Raw genomic sequence first — 21,650 nt, 5'->3', positions numbered from 1 at the left:
TTTGCGTCGCCGGTCGTCCGGCTGCTCACGTTCGGCAACGCGACGCCCGCCGCACCGGCACGGTGGCCGGTACGGCGGGCGTGGTCGAGCGGGTCGCGGCCGGGGTCAGCGCGGGGTGGACGACTCGCGGGCGGCGATCGCCTGGAGGAAGATGTCGCCGATCTTCGCGGGGTCCTCGGTGACGAAGGCACCGCCGCCGGTCACCTTCGGGATCGAGTCCAGTTCGGCCTTGCTGACCTCGGCACTGATGCCGATGATGATCACTCGGACCGGGCGGTCCGGGTCACTGATCCGCTTCAACTCGGCGAGCAGGGCCGCCTGGCTGATCCCGTCGGCGTCCTCGTTCTTGCCGTCGGTGAGCATCACCACCGAGTTGACCCGGCCCGGCTGCCAGTCGTCCTGCACGGCCCGGTAGCCGGCGAGGATCGTGTCGTAGAGACCGGTGTCGCCGAGCTTCTTCGGGGTGATCGTGCCGAGCTTGCTCTCCAACTGCTCCCGCTGGGCGGACATCGGGCCGATCGGCACCAGCGAGCGGTAGTCGCGGGAACCGTTCAACTCGGTGGAGAAGACCCACAGGCCGAGCGCCCAGGAGTCGTCGAAGAGCGCGAGACCGCGCCGGGCCGCCTCCAGGGTGACCTGCATCCGGGTGGCGTTGTTGGCGGTCGGCACCTTGCGGGACATCGAGCCGGAGATGTCGATGATCGCCAGCATCCGGCCGGTCTGGGTGGCCACGGCCCAACTGGAGAGCACCCGCTCGATCAGCAGTCCGTCCCCGCCCCCGGCGGTGCCGCCGGGGTTGGGCGCCGGAGTGGTCGGCGTCGGCTGGCTGGTGCCGGCCGGGCTCGGCGCACCCCGGGGCGGCGCGAAGCCGTCGGCCCAGGTGCCGTCCGCGGCCCGGAGCCCCTGCGCGGCCAGGTCGCGCCGGAAGCCGGCGGTGCCGAGCGCCGCGAAAAGCTTGTCCGCAGCCGCCGCCTTGGCCGGCTCGATGCCGGGCATCACCGCGTACGGGTAGTCGAGCGAGATCGGCGCGGGTTCGAGGTAGAGGGCGGCGAGTGGTACCGGCGGCTTCTTCGCGTTGAACTCGATGACGTCTTCTTCGGAGAGCGCGGCGGCACCCAGGCCACGGGCGATCGACGTCGGGTCGGTCGCCCGGGGGAACTGGGCGATCAACTCCTCGCGGACGGCCGAGACACCGGTGGCCAGCGCCCGCAGCGCCGCCGTGGTCGCCTGCTGGGCCTGTGCGCCGCCGGCCGACTGCGCGGCGATGGAGAGCGAGAGCAGCCCGGCCAGGCCGGCGGCGTCCCGGCTCGGCTCGACCAGCCCGGTCTTGAGCTGGGTACCGGTGGTGATCCGGCCCAGCAGGTCCTTCCAGCCGAGCTTCTTCTGCGGCCAGCCGACGGTGGTGGCGAGCGGCTCCGGCATGGCCACCACCACGGGGCTGCGGGCGACCGAGGTGTTGTTCTGCGGCGCGAACGCGGGAGCCTGCTGGCGCAGCCGCAGCAGCCAGGTGGAGGAGTCCGGCAGCCAGACGTTGGGCAGTACGGCACTGCCGCTGGCCTGCCCGACCCCGGACACCGACACGCCGTGCTGACCGGCGACCGCCGCAGCCATCTCGACGGACTCGGCGGCGGTGACCTCGACCGCCACACAGAGGCCGTCGACCTCGGCGCCGTCGGCGGCCCAGGCGTCCGCGGTCTTCTCGACGGCTGGAGCGATCTCCGGCGCGGCGGCGAGGGTGAGCTTCAGCTCCCCGGAGCAGTCCGACCCGGTCCACTGCCGGTAGCCGTACCACCCTCCGACGGCGACGAGGACGAGCGCCATCGCACCGGCGATGACACCCGCCCCTCGAATACTCTTACGCATGCGATGGCGGCCAGGCACCTGACCATCTTGAGGGCTTCTGCGAAGTCGTGCCAGGGGCGAACGGCGGAATGTTACCGAGAAGGCAAAGACTTTCCGAGTTTCGTTCACTTTAGGTAGTCGACCGGCCTCAGACCGTCGAGAATACCGCCCAACAGGGCGCCATCGGTCCACCACCCGCCAAAAAGATCTTATGCTTATTTATAGAAGAATTAAGGGCCCGTCCCCGAGTACGCAGGTCGGACTCGGCACCGCGATCCGGGTGGGCGAATCCGCCGGTATCCCGGATGCGGGGTCCACCGTGAACACCGCGATCGCGTCGGCCCGTTCCTCTGCGACGTAGAGGTGACCGCCGAGCAGCGCCAGGTGCCGGGGCCAGTCGCCGAGGCCGGAGACCTCCGCCAGATAGCGGGGCGTGGCGTCGTCGAGGGCGAAGACCGTGACCGTGCCGACGCCCCGGTTGGCCAGGTAGAGAAACCGGCCGTCCGGCCCGACCGCGATCTCGGAGGGCTGCACGTGGCCGGGCCGGCGACTGGCCTCGACCCGGCCCCGCTCGACGAGCCGGCCGGCGTCGTCCCAGGCGTACGCGGTGACGGAGGCGTCCAGCTCACCGGCGACGAAACAGCGCCGGCCGTCCGGGTGCCGGGCCAGATGCCGGGGGCCGGTACCGGGCCGGGTCGGGTACCTGTCGACCTCGCGCAGCCGCCCGTCGGACGTCCGGTCGTACCTGTAGAGCGAGTCGGTGCCGAGGTCCACCGCGAGCAGCCCGGTACCGGCCGGGTCGGGCGAGACCATGTGCGCGTGCGGCCCGGCCTGGCGGTCCGGTACCGGCCCGCGTCCGTCGTGCACGACCAGATCGGACCGGTCACCCGGCGCCCCGGTCGCGTCCAGCGGATGTACGGCGACACTGCCGCTGCCGTAGTTCGCCACGAACAGGAACTCCCCGGCCGGGTCGACGGCGAGGTGGCACGGGGCGGCACCACCGGTGGACCGGACCGAGAGCGGGGTCAACGCACCGTCGGGTTGTACCGTCCAGGCGCTGACCGTGCCGTCGGGCAGCTCGTTGACCGCGTAGAGCACCGGCAGCCGGGGATGCCGGGCCAGGAACGACGGCGACGGCGTGGCCGCCACCACGCCGAGCGGTTCCAGTCCGCCGGTGGCGGTGTCCCGGCGGGCGGCCACGATGCCCGTCCCCCGCCCGCCGCTCTCCGCCGTATAGCAGCCGATGTGCACGATCCCGGCACCGCCCGACATGCCTCGCTCCTCCCCGGCCGGCCGTCCGGCCGCGCCGTTGCACACTCGTCCTGTCCAGGTCCCGGACCCGACCCGTCCGACCCGGCCCGACCCGTCGATCCGTCCGGCCCGACTCGTCCGTCCGGCCCGACTCGTCCGTCCGGCCCGACTCGTCCGTCCGGCCCGACTCGTCCGCCCGGTCCGGCGCGGCCCGTCCGGCCCGAGTCGGGTGACCCGAGTCGCCCGGCCCGGTCGGGTGACCCGATCCGATCGGTTGGCCCGATCCAACCAGAGTGGGCCGCCGCCGGCCCGGCGATCACCGTCGGCCGCGGGGATCTTCCGGGCCCGGACGTTTTCCCTATAGGATCTTCGATCGTGAACGGTCTGCTCCGACCGGCTCGCCGGACCACGCTCGCCGACGACGTGTACGAGTCGGTGCGCGCCCTCGTGATGGACCACGCCGTGGCACCCGGTGAACGGATCAACATCGACGCGCTGGCCCGACGGCTGGAGGTGTCACCGACCCCGGTCCGCGAGGCGCTGGCCCGGCTGGAGGCCGACGGGCTGGTCCGCAAGCGCCCGCTGGCCGGGTACACGGCGGCGCCGCTGCTCACCCGGGCCGAGTTCGACGAGTTGGTGGAGATGCGGCTGATCCTGGAGACCGCCTCGGCCCACCGGGTCGCCGAACGGTTCAGCGGACGCCGCGACGCCACCGGCAGCGACAGCGACAGCGGCAGCGGCGACAGGGCGGCAGCCGGGAACGGGGACGGTGCCGGCGCGGATCCGCCGGGATCGGCCGACGTCCTGGCGCAGCTCCGCCGCGAGGCCGAGCTGCCCGACCAGGTACCCGGGACCGAGGGCTTCGCCGCGATCGCCGCGTTCACCGCCCAGGACGCCCGCTTCCACCACCTGCTCGCCGAACGGTCCGGCAACCGGATGCTGCACGCGGCCGTGGTACGCCTCCGCGCCCATCTGCACCTGTTCCGGCTGCACTTCCCCACCGCGCACTACGGGACCAGTGCCCGGGAGCACCTGCGGATCGTCGACGCGATCGGCACCGGCGACCCGGACGCCGCCGGCTCGGCGATGCGCGCCCACCTGCTCGCCGCCGCCGACCGGCACCTGCCGTTCTTCGAAGGATCCTGATGCGGATAGCCCTCTTCGTGACCTGCGTCAACGACCTGGTCTTCCCGGCCACCGGCCAAGCCGTGGTACGCGTACTGGAGCGGCTCGGCCACACCGTCGAGTTCCCGGTCGAGCAGTCCTGCTGCGGGCAGATGCACGCCAACAGCGGGTACCGGGCCGAGGCGTTGCCGCTGGTCCGGAACTTCGTCGACACCTTCGGCCGGTACGACGCCGTGGTGGCCCCGTCCGGCTCGTGCGTGGCGATGGTCCGGGAGTCGTACCCCCGGCTGGCCGGACCGGACCCGGAGCTGGCGGCGGCGGTCGCCGAGCTGGCGCCCCGGGTTCACGAACTCTCCGAACTGCTGGTCGACGTGCTCGGGGTGACCGACGTCGGCGCCGCCTTCCCGCACCGGGTGACCTACCACCCGACCTGCCACGGGCTGCGGATGCTCCGGCTCGGCGACCGGCCGCTGCGGCTGCTGCGCGCGGTACGCGGGCTGGACCTGGTGGAACTGCCCGGCGCCGAGGAGTGCTGCGGGTTCGGCGGCACCTTCGCGGTGAAGAACGCCGACGTCTCGGCCGCGATGCTGGCCGACAAGTGCGCGGCGGTCTGCGACACCGGGGCGGCGTACGTGGCGGCGGCGGACAACTCCTGCCTGGCGCACATCGGCGGCGGACTGTCCCGGCGCGGGCGCTCGACCCCGGGCGCCCCCCGGGCCGTCCACTACGCCGAGATCCTGGCGAGCACCGAGGAGGAGGCATGACCACCGGCACCGGGAACATCGTCGCGCCGCTGCCGTTCCCGACGGCGGCCCGACGCGAGTTGGCGGACGGGCAACTCCGGGCCAACCTGCGCCGGGCCACCCACACCATCCGGGACAAGCGGCTCCGGGTGGTCGGCGAGGTGCCGGACTGGCCGGCGCTGCGCCGCTCCGGCGCGGCCATCAAGGACGACGTGCTGGCCCGGCTGCCGGAACTGCTGGAACAGTTCGAGGCCGCCGCCACCGCCGCCGGGGCGACCGTGCACTGGGCCCGGGACGCCACCGAGGCGTGCACGCTGGTCACCGAGTTGGTCCAGCGGACCGGCAGTACCGAGGTGGTCAAGGTCAAGTCGATGGCCACCCAGGAGATCGGCCTCAACGAGGCGCTCGCCGAGGTCGGCATCGAAGCGGTCGAGACCGACCTGGCCGAGCTGATCGTGCAGCTCGCCGACGACACCCCGTCGCACATCCTGGTACCGGCGATCCACTACAACCGCCGGCAGATCCGGGACATCTTCGCCAGCCGGATGCCCGGGGTCGACCTCGACAAGCTCACCGACGATCCGCCCGCGCTCGCCGAGGCGGCCCGCCGGCACCTGCGGGCCAAGTTCCTCAGCGCCAAGGTGGCGATCTCCGGCGCCAACTTCGCCGTCGCCGAGACCGGCACCCTGGTGGTGGTGGAGTCCGAGGGCAACGGCCGGATGTGCCTCACCCTGCCCGAGACGCTGATCTCCGTGGTGGGCGTGGAGAAGCTGCTGCCGACCTTCCGCGACCTGGAGGTCTTCCTGCAACTGCTGCCCCGCTCCTCGACCGGCGAGCGGATGAACCCGTACACCTCGCTGTGGACCGGGGTCACCCCCGGGGACGGGCCGCAGACGCTGCACATCGTGCTGGTCGACAACGGGCGTACCGAGACGCTGGCCGATCCGGTGGGGCGGCAGGCGCTGCGCTGCATCCGCTGCTCGGCCTGCCTGAACGTCTGCCCCGTCTACGAGCGGGTCGGCGGGCACGCGTACGGGTCGGTCTACCCGGGTCCGATCGGCGCGATCCTGTCCCCGCAGATGACCGGCCCGGACGCGGGCGCCAACCGGACGTTGCCGTACGCCTCGACGCTCTGCGGCGCCTGCTTCGACGCCTGCCCGGTCCGGATCGACATCCCCGAGGTACTGGTGCACCTGCGGCAACGGGGCGTGGACGCGCGGCGGGGCCGGCCCTCGGCGGAACGTACCGCGATGCGGGCACTGGCCTGGACGATGCGCGACCGGCGCCGGTACGCCGCCGCGCTCCGGGCCGCCCGGCGCGGCGCGGCGCCACTGCGCCTGGTCACCGGGGCACGCGGTCAGGTACGCCGGCTGCCGTGGCCGCTGTCCGCCTGGACCGCGAGCCGGGACGCCCCGCTGCCGGCCGGCCGGACGTTCCGGGACTGGTGGGCCGGGCGGGACCGCACCGGCGGAGAAGGGACGGGTGGGGACCGTGGATAGGTCGGCTCGGGACGAGATCCTGGCCCGGATCCGGGCCGTCCGGCCCGACGAGCCGGTGTCGGTGCCCCGGGAGTACCGCACCGGGCCGGTTGCCGGCGGCACGGTCGGGGAACCCGGCGAGGCGGAGGCAGCAGCACTCGACGGGGAGCTGATCGAGTTGCTGGTCGACCGGCTGGTCGACTACCGGGCCACGGTGCGCCGTTGCGCGCCGCAGGACGTACCCGGGGCGCTGGCCGAGCTGCTCGGCGAGGTGCCGACCGTGGTCGTACCGCCGGGAGCGCCGGTGCGGTGGCTGTCGGCGTACCTCGGCCGGATCCGCCGGGACGGCGACCCGGAGCCGCTGACGGTGGCCGACCTCGACGCACCCGGCGTCGCCGTGGTCACCGGCTGCGCGGTGGCGATCGCACAGACCGGCACGCTGCTGCTGGACGGCGCGCCCGACCAGGGGCGCCGGCTGCTCAGCCTGGTACCCGACCACCACCTCTGCGTGGTCCGCGCCGGGCAGGTGGTCGGCGGGGTGCCGGAGGCGCTGGCCCGGCTCGCCGACCCGACCCGACCGACCACACTGGTCTCCGGACCGTCGGCGACCAGCGACATCGAACTCGACCGGGTCGAGGGCGTGCACGGACCACGCCGGCTGGACGTGCTGGTCGTCACCGACTGACCCCGCCCGGCGCCCCGGCCCGGCCGTGGTCGGTTCGCCGCGATCCGCTCGCCGCGATCAGGTTGCCCCGGTCAGGTCGCCGCGACCCGCTCGGCGCGCCGGGCGGCGACGTGCTCGACCAGGGCGACCAGCACCACCTTGCCGGACTGCCGGTTCCGGGCGTCGCAGAGCACCACCGGCACGTCCGGGTCCAGGTCCAGCGCGCTGCGCACCGCCTCGACCCCGAACCGCTTCGCCCCGTCGAAGCAGTTCACCCCGACCACGAACGGGATGCCCCGCCGTTCGAAGTAGTCCACCGACGGAAAGCAGTCGGCGAGCCGGCGGGTGTCGGCCAGTACCACCGCGCCGAGCGCCCCGAACGCCAACTCGTCCCAGAGGAACCAGAACCGGTCCTGTCCCGGCGTGCCGAAGAGATAGACCTGGAGATCCTCGTTGATGGTGATCCGGCCGAAGTCCATCGCGACGGTGGTGGTCTGCTTGCCCTCCACCCCGTAGAGGTCGTCGGTGCCGGCCCCGGCGTCGGTGAGCACCTCCTCGGTCTGCAACGGACGGATCTCGCTCACCGCGCCGACCAGGGTCGTCTTGCCGACCCCGAAGCCACCGGCGATCAGGATCTTCAGGGCCAGCGGGATGCGCCGCTTTCCCGTCTCCTGGTCAGAGAGCCCGGAGTCCATTGACCACCGCCTTGAGGATGTCGTCGTCGGGGAACTGGCGCGAGGTGGGTGGGTCGTACATCGAGATCCGGCCGTTGCCGAGCAGGTCGCCGAGGAGCACCCGGACCACCCCCACCGGCAGGTTGAGGTCGGCGGCGAGGTCGGCGACGGTGATCGGCTGCTGCGCGAGCGAAATGATCGCACGGTGCTCCGGCGGAGGCTGCGGATCGTCGTCGCCGTCCTCGTACGGCGGGCCGGCCACCACGTACGCCACCAGGTCGAACCGGCCCGCCGACGGCTCGACCCGACCACCGGTCATCGTGTACGGCCGGACCACCGGTCCCGCGTCGTCGTCCAGCCAGTCGTGGTGGTGCCCCGGTGCGTCACTCCGCATCTGCCGGCGCCCGCGGTGTTCGGTTCGGCGCGGACAGGTTCTGCCCCACCCGGGTGACCAGCATCGCCATCTCGTACGCGATCACTCCGATGTCCGACGCGGCGCTGGCCAGTACGGCGAGACAGGCGCCCTGCCCGGCGGCGGTCACGAAGAGGAACGCGGACTCCATCTCGATCACGGTCTGCCGTACCGGACCGGCCTGGAAGTGCCGGCTGGCCCCCTTCGCCAGGCTCTGGAAGCCCGCCGCCATCGCCGCCATGTGTTCGGCGGCCTCCTGGGCCAGCTCCCGCGACGCGGCCATCAGCAGCCCGTCCGCCGAGAGCAGTACGGCCTGCTGGGCGGACGGTACGCGCTCCACAAGATCGTCGAGCAGCCAACTGAGATCCGCACCCGGCTTCGTCGTGTGCACCACTCACCCGTCCCCTTCAGAATTCGTGACACCCGGATCGGCGACCCGGGAGGTGGCATCGGAGGTGTCGCCGGTCGACGGCAGGTCACCGGCGTCCCGCCGTCCCCGCGCCGTGCCGGACTGCAACGCAGCCATCACCGCCCGGATCTGCTCCGGAGTACGCGGCTGCGGCTCGTCGAGCGCCTCGTCGGAGGATTCGGCGCCACTGGACCGCGCGGACCGGTCGGAGGTGGCGACCGGTCCGTTGCGCAGTTGCGGCGCGAGGCTGGTCTGCCGGATCCGCCGGGGCAGGCCGTCGGGGCCGACCGGGCCGGCGGCCGGGCGTACCGGGCCGCCGCTCGGCGGTACCTTCGGCAGCACGACCGTGTCGTCGTCCAGTCCCGGGCGCAGCCGACCGCCGTTCGTCGGCCCGCTCGCCGGAGCGCCGCCGGTCGTCGCACCGCTGGTCATCGGCCCGGTGCTCGTCGGGCCGGTGGTCGTCGGACCACTGGTCGTCAGACCACCCATCGGACCACTGGTCGTCGTCGGACCACTGGTCGTCGTCGGGCCGGTGGCCGGCGGAGCGCTGTCCGTCAGGGCGCTGGCCGTCGGGCCGGTGGGCGTGGCTGGCTCGGTGGTCCGGCCGGGCAGGTCCGTGGTCGCGCCCGGCGTTCGGGAGGTCTCGGCCGCCGGGTTCGCCGCGGCGGGCACGTCGGTGGGGACGGCGTCGGTGGCCACGGGGTCGGCGGTCGGGGTCGGCTGCGCGGGCTGCGGCCGGCTGGCGGCGACCAGGGCCGCGAGGGCGGCACCCGCCTTCCGGCGCGGCCCGAGCGCGGTGGTCGAGCCGGCATCCGGAGTCGGATCGTCGCCACCGTCGCGGGTCGGGGTCACCCCGGCGGGCCGCCCGGACTGCGCCGGCATCTCGATCGTCTCCGAGCCGTCGGCGGCACCGCCGAGCCGGCCGGGCCTGGTCGGGCGTACCGGACCGGTCGGCTCGGCAGCCGGCCCGGCCGGCGGCCTGGCGCCGCTGTCGGGTACCACGAGGTCGCCCGGGATGAGCGCGACGGCGGTGACCCCGCCGTACGGGGAGGGCCGCAACTGCACCCGTACGCCGTGCCGGGCGCCGAGCAGGGCGACCACGAACAGGCCGAGCCGGGCGCTGTTCGACGGGTCGAAGTCGGGAGGGTCGGCCAGCCGTCGGTTCGCCTGGTCGATCGCCTCGGCGGCCATGCCCAGGCCACGGTCCTCGATCTCGATCGTGTACCCGTTGGCGACCACCTGGCCGGTGACCTGCACGCGGGTGTGCGGCGGGGAGAAGGAGGTCGCGTTCTCGACCAGTTCGGCCAGCAGGTGGATGACGTCGCCGACCGCCCGGCCGGCGGTGGCCGCCGGTGCCACGTTGACCAGGTCGACCCGGGCGTAGTCCTCGACCTCGGAGATCGCGCCCCGGATCACGTCCACCATGGACACCGGGTTGCGCCAGCCACGGCCGGGTGCCGCTCCGGCGAGTACGACCAGGTCCTCGGCGTGCCGCCGCATCCGGGTGGCCATGTGGTCGAGCCGGAAGAGGTCCTCCAGCTCGTCCGGCTGGGCCACCCGCCGTTCCATCCGGTCCAGCAGCGCGAGCTGGCGGTGCAGCAGGGTCTGGCTGCGCCGGGCGATGTTCAGGAAGACGTCCCGGAGGCCCCGGCGCAGCGCGGCCTCGTCGATCGCCGACGCGATGGCGGTCCGCTGCACCTCGCTGAACGCCTGCGCGACCTGGCCGATCTCGTCCTGACCGTAGTTCAGTGGTGGCGCCTCGGTCTCGACGTCCACCTCGTCGCCCTTGCGCAGTCGCCCGACCACGTCGGGCAGCCGCTCGTCGGCCATGGTCAGCGCGGCGGCCCGCAGGCTGGTCAGCCGCCGGACCAGGGATCGACCGATCCGCAGCGCGATGACGGCCGAGGCCAGTACGGCGAGGAAGCCGAGCAGGCCGGCCAGGCCCAGCCGGAGCAGGATGCCGGCCGCCACCGGTCGGCTGCGGTCGGCGAGCGCGTCGGCGCCGGTCAACTCGAAGTCGCGCAGTTGCCGCTGCACCGAGTCGTAGCTGCTCTGCCACTCCCGGGGGCCGACCGGCAGCGTGGCGCCGCCGCCCCGGCCGATCAGGTCGTCCTCCATCCGGCGCATCCGGACGAACGAGTCCCCCTCGGTGAGCTGCTGGTAGTCGGCCCGGTCGGCGTCCGGCAGCTCCGCGATCGCGGCGGCGTAGAGGAACCGGTGGGTGCCGACGATCTGGACGAACTGGGCCTGCTCGCCCGGCTTGAAGCGCCCGGTGTGGAAGGCCCCGGCGAGCAGCGCGTCGGCCTGGGCCAGCACCTCGCGGGCCCGGCCGAGTTCGGTCAGGCTCCGGGCCTCTCTGGCGAGGCCGTCGTCCGGCAGTGTGTTCAGCGCGGAGAACGTCCGGAACGCCGAGTCGATGATCCCGCTGTAGAGGCCGAGCGCCCCGCTGGCGTCGACGGTACGCCGGTCGATGAAGACCCGTCCGGAGCGCAGCGCGTCGACCGCGGTGAGCAGTTGGTCGATCCGGGTGTCGAGCAGCTCGCCGGTGGTGTCCCGCAGGTCGGCGTCGGAGGTGCGGCGCCGGAAGTCGGCGATCGCCCGGTCGGTACGGATCCGCTGGTCGGCGAGGGCGGTGCCGGCTACCGGGTCGGCCAGTTGCAGCACCGACAGCCGCCGCTCCTGCTGAAGCTCCACCACCAGCGCCTCGCCCGGCCGCCCGATCTCGTCCAGCAGGGTCTGGGTGGAGAGCAGATTCGACGCGGGCCCGACGGTGAGCGTGGTCGCGAAGATCCAGAGCGCCGACAACGCGAGGATCGGCACGGCGACCAGCGCGACAATCTTCGAGCGGATCGGCCAGTTCTGGGTTTCCATCAGACCTCGCCGGAAGGGGATATGTCAGGGTCGACACCCGCACCGGCGGCCCGCGGCTCCGGCCAGAGTCCGAGGGTCACGGGCGCGCGTGCCTTCGGCAGGATACGTAATCAACGGCGTGTGCACTACTGGACGAGGGGCTCCGAGTTGATCGAATCGGCCAAATCAATTGATAACTGTCTTTCTTAATTGATCTCGACGCCCTTCGATGCACCCGGCCGTACGCCGTACCCGGTGCCATCCAGCCATGCCGATCGGAACTGACGGGTGACCGCCGGAAATACCGCCGTACCGGGCGGGCCGTCCGGTCGACCGCCGGATCGAGGGACGGGACACCGTCGGCCGACCCGACAGCCGGCACACCCGTTGGGCCGATGGGAGTGGGCGGCCCGGCCGACCCACTCCCACCAGCAATTCCTACCTGAAATGTCGCGCTCCGGCGTCAGTCCCCGCCGTCAGTCCCCGGCGTCGTCGAGTCACGGCATCATCAGGTCACGGCGTCGTCACTCCCCGCCGTCAGTCCCCGGCGTCGTCGGGTCACGGCGTTCGGTCGGCCACCTCCGGTTGGGCGGTGCGTACCGCCCCGGCCCGGAACAGCCCGACCGCCACCGCCAGGTAGGGCAGGGCGAACAACGCGAAGACCACGCCGTGTCCGGCCACCGTCGAGGCGAGGGCGTAGCCGCCGTACACCCCGATGGTGACCACTTCGGTGCCGAGCCCGGCCAACGAGGTGACGGTGGCCCGGGCCGGACCGCTGATGCTCTCCTGGAGGCGTACGTCCGCCACCAGGCTGGCCATCTGGAGGGCACAGAACGCCACCGCCACCAGTACGAAGCCCGCCGGTCGGCCGGTCAGCGCACCCACGGCCAGGGCCACCCCGGCCACGGCGACGGTTGCGGCGAACCGCCCCGCCGACAGGCGCTGCCCGATCGGGGTGAGCAGGCCGCCCACCATCACCCCGCCCCAGACCAGCAGCACCAGCAGCGGCACCGTGGACACCGAGGCGACCTGGCTGGCCAGCAGCGGCGCGTACTCCTCCAGTGCGCCCCAGATGCCGAGCATCGCCGGCAGGATCAGCAGCGCCCGGCGTACCCCCGGGTTCTGCCGTGCCTCGGCCACCGCGACCCGCAGCAGTGCGAGGTAACCGGACGGCTCGGGATCGGTGACCGGCGCCGGGGCGGGCGCGACCCCGGAGGCCCGGTCGCCGACGGTCGGCGAATCCGTGGTCAGCACACCCGTGGTCGGCACGACGTCGGTGGCCGGCACGACGGCGGTCGACGCGTGGGTGCTCGACGCGTGGGTGCTCGACGCGTGGGTGGCCGGCACGCCGCCGGTCAACGCGCCGGTCGAGGGCACGTCGGTAGCCGGCACGCTGGTGGTCAACGCGTCGGTGGTCGACGCGTCGGTCGGCGGCACGTCGGTGGTCGGGGCGCCGGTCGGCGGTGCGGCCCGGTGCTCCGGTAGCGCCAGTCCGGTGGCCGCGCAGAGCAGGCTGGCGAGCACGCTGGCGGCCCCGACCGCGAGATAGCCGCCGGCCGCGAAGACCGGCGCGGCGACCGCGATCGCCAGCAGCGCGCCGAACAGGCTGACGCTGCTGGCCCGGCCGATGACCTTCCCGTACCGGTCGGCCAGGCCGAGCCGGTCGAGTTCGTCGTAGAGCAGGGCCTCGGCGGCGCCGGACTGGAGGGCACCACGTGCGCCCCACAACACGAAGCCGAGCGCGAAGACCCAGTAGGAGGGGGCCACCACCCAGAGCCCGAAGCCGACGGCACCGAGCAGCGGGGCCCCGGCGAGCAGCCGCCGCCGCGACACCGCGTCGGCCCAGACGCCGGACGGGACCTCCAACACGATCGAGGTCAGCGACCAGATGACGAACAGCGAGGAGATCTGGGCGACGGAGAGCCCGGTGTCGGTGAAGAGCAGGGCGTACACCGGGTAGAGCAGGACGAAGTCGTCGAGGAATGCGTACAGGTAATAGGTGCGGGTCAAGCGCCGCGCACGAGTTGTCGGCGCGGTGAACGAGGTGACGGGCATGAGGCCTTCCCACTAGGACGTTTCGGACTCGGATCGGGTCACGAACGTCCGGGTGGGCCCCGGCAACGCGGGCCGGGCCGGCCTCCGGTGGGGACTTAATGTCGGAGTCGGTGTCTCATGCCAGCCAGTCTAGGGCGTCGCCGGGCCGAGTGTGGTCCGCGAGAAACGGGCGTCCGCCGACACGCTCGCGCCGGGAACGCCGTCCGGGCCACCGGTCAGGCGCTGACGGCCAGCCCCAGCCCCTCGGCGACCCGCCGCCCGTACGCCTCGTCGCACTGGCTGAAGTGCCAGACCATCTTCTCCTGGATGTGCTTGTCGCACTGGCCGAGCAGTTTGACCATGTTCTTGACCAGGTCGTCCCGCTCCCAGTCGGGCATGGTGCGGAACCGCTCGCCAGCCTGGGCGTAGTTGTTCTGCCGCTCGATCGGCGCCCGCACGAGCTGCCCCGAGACGTGCGGCCGGTACTCCCGGTACGACTCGTCGGCCTCGGCCAGCCCGGCCACCGAGGACGGCTCGAAGTTGACGTGCGGGTTACCGCCCCGGTTGTCCACCCGGTACGACATCTGCCCGCCGTCCTGGTTGGTGTTGACCTGGACGTCGGGTCGGGGGGCGTTCACCGGCAACTGGAGGTAGTTCGGACCCACCCGGTAGCGCTGGGTGTCGGAGTAGGAGAACGTCCGGCCGACTAGCATCTTGTCGTCGCTGAACTCCAGCCCGTCGACCAGCACACCGGTACCGAAGGCGATCTGCTCGTTCTCGTTGTGCACGTTGCCGACGTTGCGGTTCAGCGTCATCATCCCGACCGGGCGCAGCGGGAAGACGTCCTCCGGCCAGGTCTTGGTGTCGTCCAGCGGGTCGAAGTCCAGTTCCGGGTGCTCGTCGTCGCTCATGATCTGGACGTTGAGCTGCCAACTCGGACAGTCGCCGCGCTCGATCGCCTCGTAGAGGTCCTTCGAGGCGTGCCCCAGCTCGGTCGCCTGGATGGCGGCGGCCTGCTCCTCGGTCAGCGACTCGATGCCCTGCTGCGACTTCCAGTGGTACTTGACCAGTACGCCTTCGCCGGCCGCGTTGACCATCCGGTAGGTGTTCACCCCGAACCCGTCCTGCCTGCGGTAGTTGGCCGGGATGCCGCGCGGGCTGAACAGCCAGGTCAGCATGTGCATCGACTCCGGCGTGTGGGACATGAAGTCGAAGATCCGGTTCGGCTCCTGCCGGAAGGTGACCGGGTCCGGCTTCAGTGCGTGGATCACGTCCGGGAACTTGATCGCGTCCCGGATGAAGAAGACCGGCAGGTTGTTGCCGACCAGGTCCCAGTTGCCGTCGTCGGTGCGGAACTTGACCGCGAAGCCGCGCGGGTCGCGGGTCGCCTCGGAGGAGTCCCGTCCGCCGATCACGGTGGAGAACCGGACCGAGACCGGCGTCTTCTTTCCCCTGCTCTGGAACAGCTTCGCCCGGGTGTACGTCGAGGCCGGCTCGTCGCCGATCGTCCCGTACGCCTCGAACTCGCCGTGCGCGACGAAGCCGCGCGCGTGCACCACGCGCTCCGGGATCCGCTCCCGGTCGAAGTGGCTGATCTTCTCCAGGAAGTGGTAGTTCTCCAGCGTCGCGGGGCCACGCGAGCCCACGGTGCGCTGCTGCTGGTTGTTGTGTACGGGATGCCCCTGCCGGGTGGTGAGGGTCGGCTTCCTCGCCTGGGGATCGCTCATCGGTCTCCTCCTGGTCGTGCTCTCGCTGGCACTCGGGACGGCGCCGAGGTTCCGGCCGGCCGATCGGCGCATGATCCAGCCAAGCGCCTTTTCTGGAATGAGTCAAGTTTTGTTCGCCGGCCCGCTCCGGCCGGACACCCCCGGGCTCCGTACCGCGCTGCGACATCGAGGCCATCGGGGTCCGTCGAACCGTTCCGGCCTGTTTCTCCCGGTCAGAGACCCTACGGGTAGTTCCTACCGCTCCGCACCGCTTCCCGCCGACGGGCGCGAAAGTGTGCCAGATCTGGATTGGTGATCAGGGGCGAGCGGGAATACCAGGTAGCGAAGGAGGAGCCATGTCGCCCATAGAAGTCGCCCTCATCGTCCTTGTGGTCCTCGCCGTCGCCGCGGCCGTTCCGGCCATCTGGGTGGCCAGTCGCCGCCGCGCCCTGCGCAGCCGGTTCGGCCCCGAGTACGACCGGCTGGTCGCCGAACAGCAGAGCCGGACCGCCGCCGAACGCGAACTCCGGGAGCGCGAGCGCCGGCACGCGGAACTGACGCTGACCCCGCTGACCGCCGACGCCCGCCGGCAGTACGCCGCCGACTGGGAGGAGATCCAGGCCCAGTTCGTCGACTCCCCGGCAGCCGCCGTGGGCGCGGCCGACGAACTGGTCACCCGGCTGATCGCCGAACGCGGCTATCCGATCGGCGGGTACGACGACCAACTGGCCCACCTCTCCGTCGAGCACGCCCGCACCCTGACCCACTACCGGGACGCTCACGAGATCCATCTGCGCAACGAGCGCGGCGAGGCGAGCACCGAACAGCTCCGCCAGGCCGTCGTGCACTACCGGGAACTCTTCGCCGACCTGCTCGGCGAGGACCCCGTACGCCAGCCCTCGGACGAGCCCCGTCCGGACACCCCGCAGGACGTACCGAGCCGGTGAGGAGGCCCTCTGTCATGCGTCAGCAGGAACAGCAGACCGACAACGACGGTCCCGACGTGATCCGCTCCGAGCCCGTACCCGTGGTCGGGCCCGGCCAGGCCGAGCCGACCGGTGACACCGACGGCCGGCACCGGAACCGGTACCGGGAGGGCACCGGCGACCAGGGCCCGGACGCGCTGGACGAACGGGGCTCGTACGACAACGACCTGGCCACCAGCGGCGCCGGACCAGCCTGGCCGGCGGACCCCGCCGAGGCGGCCCGCGATCGGGACGACCGGCGGGGCGGCGGCCGGTCGGACGACGAACGGGCCGAGGACGCCGCGCTGGACGACGACGCCCTCCCGGAGCGCACTCCGACGAACACCTTCGACTCCGGCGGCGACTCTCCGGGTACCGGCGACCGGGGTGACCTGGCCGATGCCAGCCAGGCCCAGGCCGCCGGTAGCCCGGCCGCCGACGGCAACCCCGACGACCTGGACGGGCCGACCGACGGCGGGAAGCCGTCCGGCGGCAGGGAGGCTGCCGGGAAGGCGGATGCCACCAGCCGCGCGGACGTCGCCGGGAAGGACGCCGCCGACGACCCGGACGGCGTGCCGTGGACCGACGGCCGGGCGACGGCGGACGACGACGCGGGGAGGACGGACGGCGGGGCGACGAAGCCCGACGGCGTGACGGGGAAGGACGGCGTGACGGGGAAGGCGGACGGCGTGGCAGGTACGGACACCACCGCAGCGACGGACGACGTGAAGCGGTCGGGCACCACCGCAGCGACGGACGACGTCGAACGGGCGGACACCACTACGGCGTCGAACGGCGTCGAACGGGCGGACGACGGCGGAGCGCGGAGCGACACCGACGGGCCCTGGAACGCCGACCGGAAGTCGTCCGGCGAGCCGGAGTTCCACGAGCCGGCGCCCCTGCCCACCAGCTTCGGCGCCACCACCGTCGCCGGTGCGGCGGCGGCCGCCGCGCTGGCCGGCAGTCACCGCGACCCGCGCAACGACGACACGGTCCGGTCCGGCGACGGGCCGGCCGACGACCGGATCGACGGGGTCGGCGACGAGCGGGTCGGGAGCGGAACACGACCGGGCGTACCCGATCGGAGCCTCGGTGCGGCCGACGCCGCCACCGCCACCCGGGCCGGCGATTCCGGCGCCGACGCCAGTCGGTCCGAGCCGCCGGTGGACCCGTTCGGCCGGGACGCGCCGGAGGGTTCGACGGCGGTCGGCGTGGCCCGGCCGACGAACCCGGACGTACTCAGCGCGGGCGACCCCGACGCGCTGACCGGCGGTACCCGCGTCCCGGCGGACGACGCCGGCGGTACCCGCGTCCCGGCGGACGACGGTGGCCCGGACCGGATCGACGCGCGGGACGAGACCACGACCACGGGTCCGAGCAGAACGGTCGACGGCGGTCTGCTGCCCGGCGCGGCACCGGCCGAGCCGATCGTGGCCATCCTCGACGAGGAGGCCGCGCAGGGGTTCCGGGACCGGTGGCGTGAGGTGCAGCTCCGCTTCGTCGACGACCCGCCGGGGGCGACCGCCGACGCGCACCGGCTGGTCCAGGAGTCCGTCGAGGCGGTGACCGCCGCTCTGAGCCGGCAACGCGACGACCTCGGCGGTTGGCAGCGCGACGGCGCGACGGACACCGAACAGTTGCGGATGGTGGTACGCCGGCACCGGGACTTCCTGGACCGCCTGCTCGGCCGGTAGCCGACCCGGCACCGGATCCGGCTCCGACGGCTCCCCGGCTCCCGTCACACCTGGCGGGCGCCGGGGAGCCGTCCGTGTGCCGGACCGCCCGGGCCGCCGGCACGCGCCGCCGTCGTCGGGCCACCGGCACGCGCCGCCGTCGTCGGGCTGCCGGCACGCGCCGCCGTCGTCTGGCTGCCGCCTGGACAGGTATGGCGGCGGTCCTCCGGGGTAGTCGATCCGGACGACCGACCGGTCCGGCGCCCAGTCCCATCCGGACAGGAGGGCAGCAACGATGACGGAACGCGATCCGAGGCCGAACCGGCCGCTGGAGGACAGCCCCGAGGTGGCCGCGGCAATCGAGGACGACACCGCCGTACCGCAGTTGGCCTCCGACGGCGGGCCACGGGCGGAGAACCCCGAGTTCGTGGACCCCGAGGACGTCCAGGGCGACTTCCCGGCCACCGAGGACCTGCTCGGCGACCCGCACGGGCAGGGGGCGGGCAGCGCGGGAGACACCCGTACCGGGGCCGAGCAGCCCTGGGACCCGGAGGACCTGGCGGCGGCGCAGGGCCGCGACCCGACACCGGGCAACGTCGAGCGGGCCCGGCAGGAAATCGAGCAGCGGGGTACGGCGGCCAGCGTGGAGAAGACGGTGCCCTGACCGGCGGTACCCGGGAGCACCCCGCCCGTCACGGCGGCGGTCCCCGGCCGACGCGTCGCCGCGCCGACCGGGGACCGCCTGGTGGTGTTCTCGCCCCAGTGGTACTAGCAGCCGATCAGAGCGCCGGGTACGCGTTCTGCATCAGCTGGGTGAGCTGCGCCGGGAACCAGGCACCCGAGATCGGGGCACCGGAGAGTGCGCCACTCATGTTGTTGTTGTTCCGCGGGTTGCCACCGTAGGTCGGGTCGCACATCCGGTCGAAGCCCTTGCCCTCGTCGTTGTCGATCTGGGTGCTGGAGCCGTCCGACTCGCCCGGGGGCTTGATCCAGACGTACGCGTCGATCCCGCTGGCGGGCGCCGCACGCGGACGCTCGCCCAGGCCGGCACCGCTCTGGTTGCACCAGTTGCCGAGGTGGATCCGGCGGTCGATGCGGGAGCCGTTGACCTGCTGGTTGATGTCGCCCGAGGTGACCGCGCCGGTGGGCCGGGCCGAGCCGCCCCAACCGTTGCGCGAGGTGTCGATCAGCATGCCGATGCTGGAGCTGAAGCCCTGGCTGATGAGCTGGGTACGGAGTGCCTGGGCAAACCGCTGCTCGTCCACGTACCGGTTCCAGTCGATCCAGGTCGACTGCCGGTTCTGCTCGGTCACGTTCAGGTACGGCTCGAGCGTGGCCGAGTAGTTGGCGGTGTTGGCGATGAAGCCGTGCACGTTGGCCTGGGTGCTGCCCTCGGCGCGGGCGGCCTCGGCGAAGATCTGCGCGGAGGCGTTGAAGTTGTCGTCCCACCCGATCCAGCCGTGGTGGCCGGCGTCGATGTAGTTGTAGACGTTCGGGATCGCACCGAGCTTGGCCAGGGCGTAGCCGACACCCTTGACGTAGTTGCCGTTGGCCTTCATGGTGTCGCACTGTGCCGTCGCGGTCTCCCGCGGCGAGACGTTGGTGACCAGGTTCGGCAGCGAGTCGATCTCGATGATCGCGATGATCCGCAGGTTCCGGTACGCCGAGTTCGCCATGATCGTCGCGATCGGGTCGATGTACTCGGACTTGTACCGGGGCAGCGCGTCCGCCGGAAGTTCACCGTTGGAGGCAAGTGCCGCACAGTCCCGGCCGGGCAGGTTGTAGATGACGATCTGGATGTAGCCGGCGTTCTGCGCCAGCGCCTCGTCCAGGTGTGCCTTCAGGCCCATCGGACCGTTCGAACTGCTGTCCGGGGTGCCGTTGATCGCGGCGATCCGGTCCAGCCAGACACCGGTCGGGTTGTTGGAGATCCGGTTACCGCCGGAGACGCTCTCCGCCTTGGCCTTCCACTCCGGGTTCACGTAACCCCGGGCGCCCGAGTACGGGTTGTCCACCCGGGTACCGGGGTTGCCGGTCGGGCCGGTCGTCGGGCCGGTGGTCGGGCCCGTCGTCGGTCCGGTCGTCGGCCCGGTGGTGGGGCCGGTGGTGGGGGCGGTGCCGTTGCAGTTCGTCCCGTTGATGCTGAAGGACGTCGGCGCCGGGTTGCTGCCGCTCCAGGAGCCGTTGAACCCGATGCCGGTGGAGGCGCCGGTGGCCAGGTTGCCGTTGTACGACATGTTCGTCGCGGTGACCTGGGTGCCGGACTGGGTCCAGTTGGCCGACCAGCCCTGCGACACCCGCTGGTTGGCGTTCCCGAAGTTGAAGCGGAGGGTCCAGCCGTTGATCGCGTCACCGACGTTCCGGATGGTGATGTTCGCGGTGAAGCCACCCTGCCACTGGTTGGCGGTGTAGGTGACGCTGCACCCGGGGGCCGCCTGCGCCACCGACGCCGGGATGGTGACCAGACCGGCGGCGACCAAAGCGCTCGCACCGGCCACCGCGACGACTCTCTGCCGGACGGACAATCTACTCCGTAAATTCATGCCACTGATCTCCTTGGGCCAGCCGGTCACGACAGGCGGGACCGGCGCGGCGGTCACACGGACCTGCGTCAGGTGGGTTCGTCCGTGGACGCCATGGGGGACTGCGGTATGCCCGACCCGGACGGGCGGAACTGGTGGTGGTGCCGGCCGCGGTCAGCGGCCGTGGTGACGCCGTCCGGTGAACCGGCTGCCCTCGGCGTCTGCTGCGCGGTGTGGCTCCCCCAGCACAGTGGATGAATTCTTGCATGGGAGCGCTTCCACCACAACACCCCGGCAGTGATGGGTGACGATTCCCTGCTCGCACTGGCCGTCGTCGGCCCCGCTCCCGACCTGCGGCGGCACGGTCGGCCGGGCACAGTGGACGCCACTCCGGCGGCATCGTACCCCGGAACCGCCGCCAGGGTCGCGGACCTGATCCTCCGCCCGGAGCCGCTCCACGATGGACCCCGTTCCGGCGGGCCCGAACGGGACGAGCGGTGCCTATCCCCCGGATCTACCCGATCGCGGCGGAACCCCCCGACCCGTCCAGGAACCGGCGACCGGGGCACAGCCGCCGAATCCGCCCCGGGCCGCCGAGCCGGCGCAGCGGGTGCCGAGCCGATCGCTACCCGCCAGAGGTCCCCAGGTGGCACCTGTCGCCTCCTTCTCTGCCCGTTCGGGGAAATGCTGAAAAAATCCGATGAAAGCTCACAAATTCGCTAATCTCGGTCATGGCTCGTCTTCCGGCGAGCTGAGGCAAGAGGGAAGGATGACGAAAGTCATGTCCAAGAAGTTCCTCGGCAAGGTGATCGCAGGAGCCGCTCTCGGCGGCGCTTCTCTACTCGTTTTCGCCCCCTCGGCCGCCCTCGCAGACGGCGGCTACCACCCGGAGGGGCACCGGAAGGACAACGCGGGCCGTACCTTCGCGAAGCCGCACGTGGCAAAGCCCGGGGACAAGGTCGAACTCATCGAGGTCTGCCCCGAGGCGCAGGAGCACGCGTGGCTGTGGTCGAAGGTCACCGGAAAGGTGGAACTCGCCCCGAAGGACCACAAGGACGACTACAAGGCCGGCAAGAAGTACGAGGAAGGCAAGGACGACTACAAGGCCGAGAAGAAGCACGAAGAGGGCAAGGACGACTACAAGGCCGAGAAGAAGCACGAAGAAGGCAAGGACGGCTGGGACGACGGCAAGAAGGCCGAGGACAGCGACAAGAAGGCCGAATACGACGGCAAGAAGGCGGAAGACGGCAAGAAGCCCGAAGAGAGCGGCAAGAAGGCCGAAGACGGGAAGAAGCCCGAGGA

Annotated in this window: 16 protein-coding genes and 1 pseudogene; 8 read left to right on the top strand and 9 right to left on the bottom strand. The window is 72.3% G+C overall.

What is annotated here, in order from left to right; genetic code table 11:
* Nucleotides 1–105 precede the first annotated feature (105 nt).
* Entirely contained in the window at nt 106–1,821 is a 1,716-nt protein-coding gene (locus Pen02_RS33560; RefSeq protein WP_239141729.1) for a substrate-binding domain-containing protein, read from the bottom strand.
* 240 nt (nt 1,822–2,061) lie between these two features.
* Nucleotides 2,062–3,114 carry a lactonase family protein gene (locus tag Pen02_RS33555; protein ID WP_203870199.1) on the bottom strand — a complete coding sequence of 351 codons (1,053 nt, stop codon included), beginning with the start codon at nt 3,112–3,114 and terminating at the stop codon, nt 2,062–2,064.
* Nucleotides 3,115–3,468: 354 nt separating this feature from the next.
* On the opposite strand from Pen02_RS33555, the gene Pen02_RS33550 reads away from it, so the two are divergent.
* From Pen02_RS33550 to Pen02_RS33535, 4 genes are read left to right on the top strand one after another with little or no spacing between them, the layout of a single operon-like run.
* Nucleotides 3,469–4,239 carry a GntR family transcriptional regulator gene (locus Pen02_RS33550; protein ID WP_239141727.1) on the top strand — a complete coding sequence of 257 codons (771 nt, stop codon included), beginning with the start codon at nt 3,469–3,471 and terminating at the stop codon, nt 4,237–4,239.
* Nucleotides 4,239–4,982 (top strand): (Fe-S)-binding protein, encoded by a 744-nt coding sequence (locus tag Pen02_RS33545; RefSeq protein ID WP_203870198.1) that lies wholly within the window; start codon nt 4,239–4,241, stop codon nt 4,980–4,982. Before Pen02_RS33550 ends, Pen02_RS33545 begins: the two co-directional genes overlap by 1 nt.
* Complete coding sequence (locus Pen02_RS33540; RefSeq protein WP_203870197.1) at nt 4,979–6,460, top strand: LutB/LldF family L-lactate oxidation iron-sulfur protein; 1,482 nt, start codon at nt 4,979–4,981, stop codon at nt 6,458–6,460. Before Pen02_RS33545 ends, Pen02_RS33540 begins: the two co-directional genes overlap by 4 nt.
* Nucleotides 6,453–7,124: a LutC/YkgG family protein gene (locus Pen02_RS33535; protein WP_203870196.1), complete on the top strand. Its 672-nt coding sequence runs from the start codon at nt 6,453–6,455 to the stop codon at nt 7,122–7,124. The genes Pen02_RS33540 and Pen02_RS33535 overlap by 8 nt, the downstream gene beginning before the upstream one ends.
* A gap of 71 nt (nt 7,125–7,195) precedes the next feature.
* On the opposite strand, the gene Pen02_RS33530 is transcribed toward Pen02_RS33535, so the two are convergent.
* From Pen02_RS33530 to Pen02_RS33505, 6 genes are all read right to left on the bottom strand, one after another.
* Nucleotides 7,196–7,798 (bottom strand): GTP-binding protein, encoded by a 603-nt coding sequence (locus tag Pen02_RS33530; protein ID WP_203870195.1) that lies wholly within the window; start codon nt 7,796–7,798, stop codon nt 7,196–7,198.
* Entirely contained in the window at nt 7,779–8,171 is a 393-nt protein-coding gene (locus Pen02_RS33525; RefSeq protein ID WP_203870194.1) for a DUF742 domain-containing protein, read from the bottom strand. The genes Pen02_RS33530 and Pen02_RS33525 overlap by 20 nt, the downstream gene beginning before the upstream one ends.
* Nucleotides 8,161–8,583 carry a roadblock/LC7 domain-containing protein gene (locus Pen02_RS33520; RefSeq protein WP_203870193.1) on the bottom strand — a complete coding sequence of 141 codons (423 nt, stop codon included), beginning with the start codon at nt 8,581–8,583 and terminating at the stop codon, nt 8,161–8,163. The genes Pen02_RS33525 and Pen02_RS33520 overlap by 11 nt, the downstream gene beginning before the upstream one ends.
* Nucleotides 8,584–11,469: a sensor histidine kinase gene (locus tag Pen02_RS33515; protein WP_203870192.1), complete on the bottom strand. Its 2,886-nt coding sequence runs from the start codon at nt 11,467–11,469 to the stop codon at nt 8,584–8,586.
* Between the two features lie 537 nt (nt 11,470–12,006).
* Nucleotides 12,007–13,503 carry an MFS transporter gene (locus Pen02_RS33510; protein ID WP_203870191.1) on the bottom strand — a complete coding sequence of 499 codons (1,497 nt, stop codon included), beginning with the start codon at nt 13,501–13,503 and terminating at the stop codon, nt 12,007–12,009.
* Between the two features lie 215 nt (nt 13,504–13,718).
* On the bottom strand, nt 13,719–15,209 hold the full coding sequence (locus tag Pen02_RS33505; RefSeq protein ID WP_203870190.1) for a catalase: 1,491 nt from the start codon (nt 15,207–15,209) through the stop codon (nt 13,719–13,721).
* A 335-nt stretch (nt 15,210–15,544) separates the two neighbouring features.
* Between Pen02_RS33505 and Pen02_RS33500 the strand changes: the two genes are divergently transcribed.
* The 3 genes from Pen02_RS33500 to Pen02_RS33490 all read left to right on the top strand — a co-directional run bounded on the left by Pen02_RS33500 (nt 15,545) and on the right by Pen02_RS33490 (nt 18,490).
* The gene (locus tag Pen02_RS33500) at nt 15,545–16,135 is read left to right on the top strand and encodes a hypothetical protein (RefSeq protein ID WP_203870189.1); all 591 of its coding nucleotides are present in this window, start codon (nt 15,545–15,547) and stop codon (nt 16,133–16,135) included.
* 14 nt (nt 16,136–16,149) lie between these two features.
* Nucleotides 16,150–17,847: a hypothetical protein gene (locus tag Pen02_RS33495; RefSeq protein WP_203870188.1), complete on the top strand. Its 1,698-nt coding sequence runs from the start codon at nt 16,150–16,152 to the stop codon at nt 17,845–17,847.
* Between the two features lie 274 nt (nt 17,848–18,121).
* Nucleotides 18,122–18,490 (top strand): hypothetical protein, encoded by a 369-nt coding sequence (locus tag Pen02_RS33490; RefSeq protein WP_203870187.1) that lies wholly within the window; start codon nt 18,122–18,124, stop codon nt 18,488–18,490.
* A 115-nt stretch (nt 18,491–18,605) separates the two neighbouring features.
* Here Pen02_RS33490 and Pen02_RS33485 read toward each other — a convergent pair whose 3' ends face one another.
* On the bottom strand, nt 18,606–20,369 hold the full coding sequence (locus Pen02_RS33485) for a glycoside hydrolase family 6 protein (protein WP_203870186.1): 1,764 nt from the start codon (nt 20,367–20,369) through the stop codon (nt 18,606–18,608).
* Nucleotides 20,370–21,129: 760 nt separating this feature from the next.
* Between Pen02_RS33485 and Pen02_RS33480 the strand changes: the two are divergent.
* Nucleotides 21,130–21,650 (top strand): annotated as a pseudogene (locus Pen02_RS33480) (hypothetical protein); the annotation flags it as partial.

It is taken from the genome of Plantactinospora endophytica, assembly GCF_016862915.1.
GTDB classification, from domain to species: Bacteria; Actinomycetota; Actinomycetes; order Mycobacteriales; family Micromonosporaceae; genus Plantactinospora; species Plantactinospora endophytica.
This window is presented reverse-complemented; position numbering and strand designations above follow the sequence as displayed.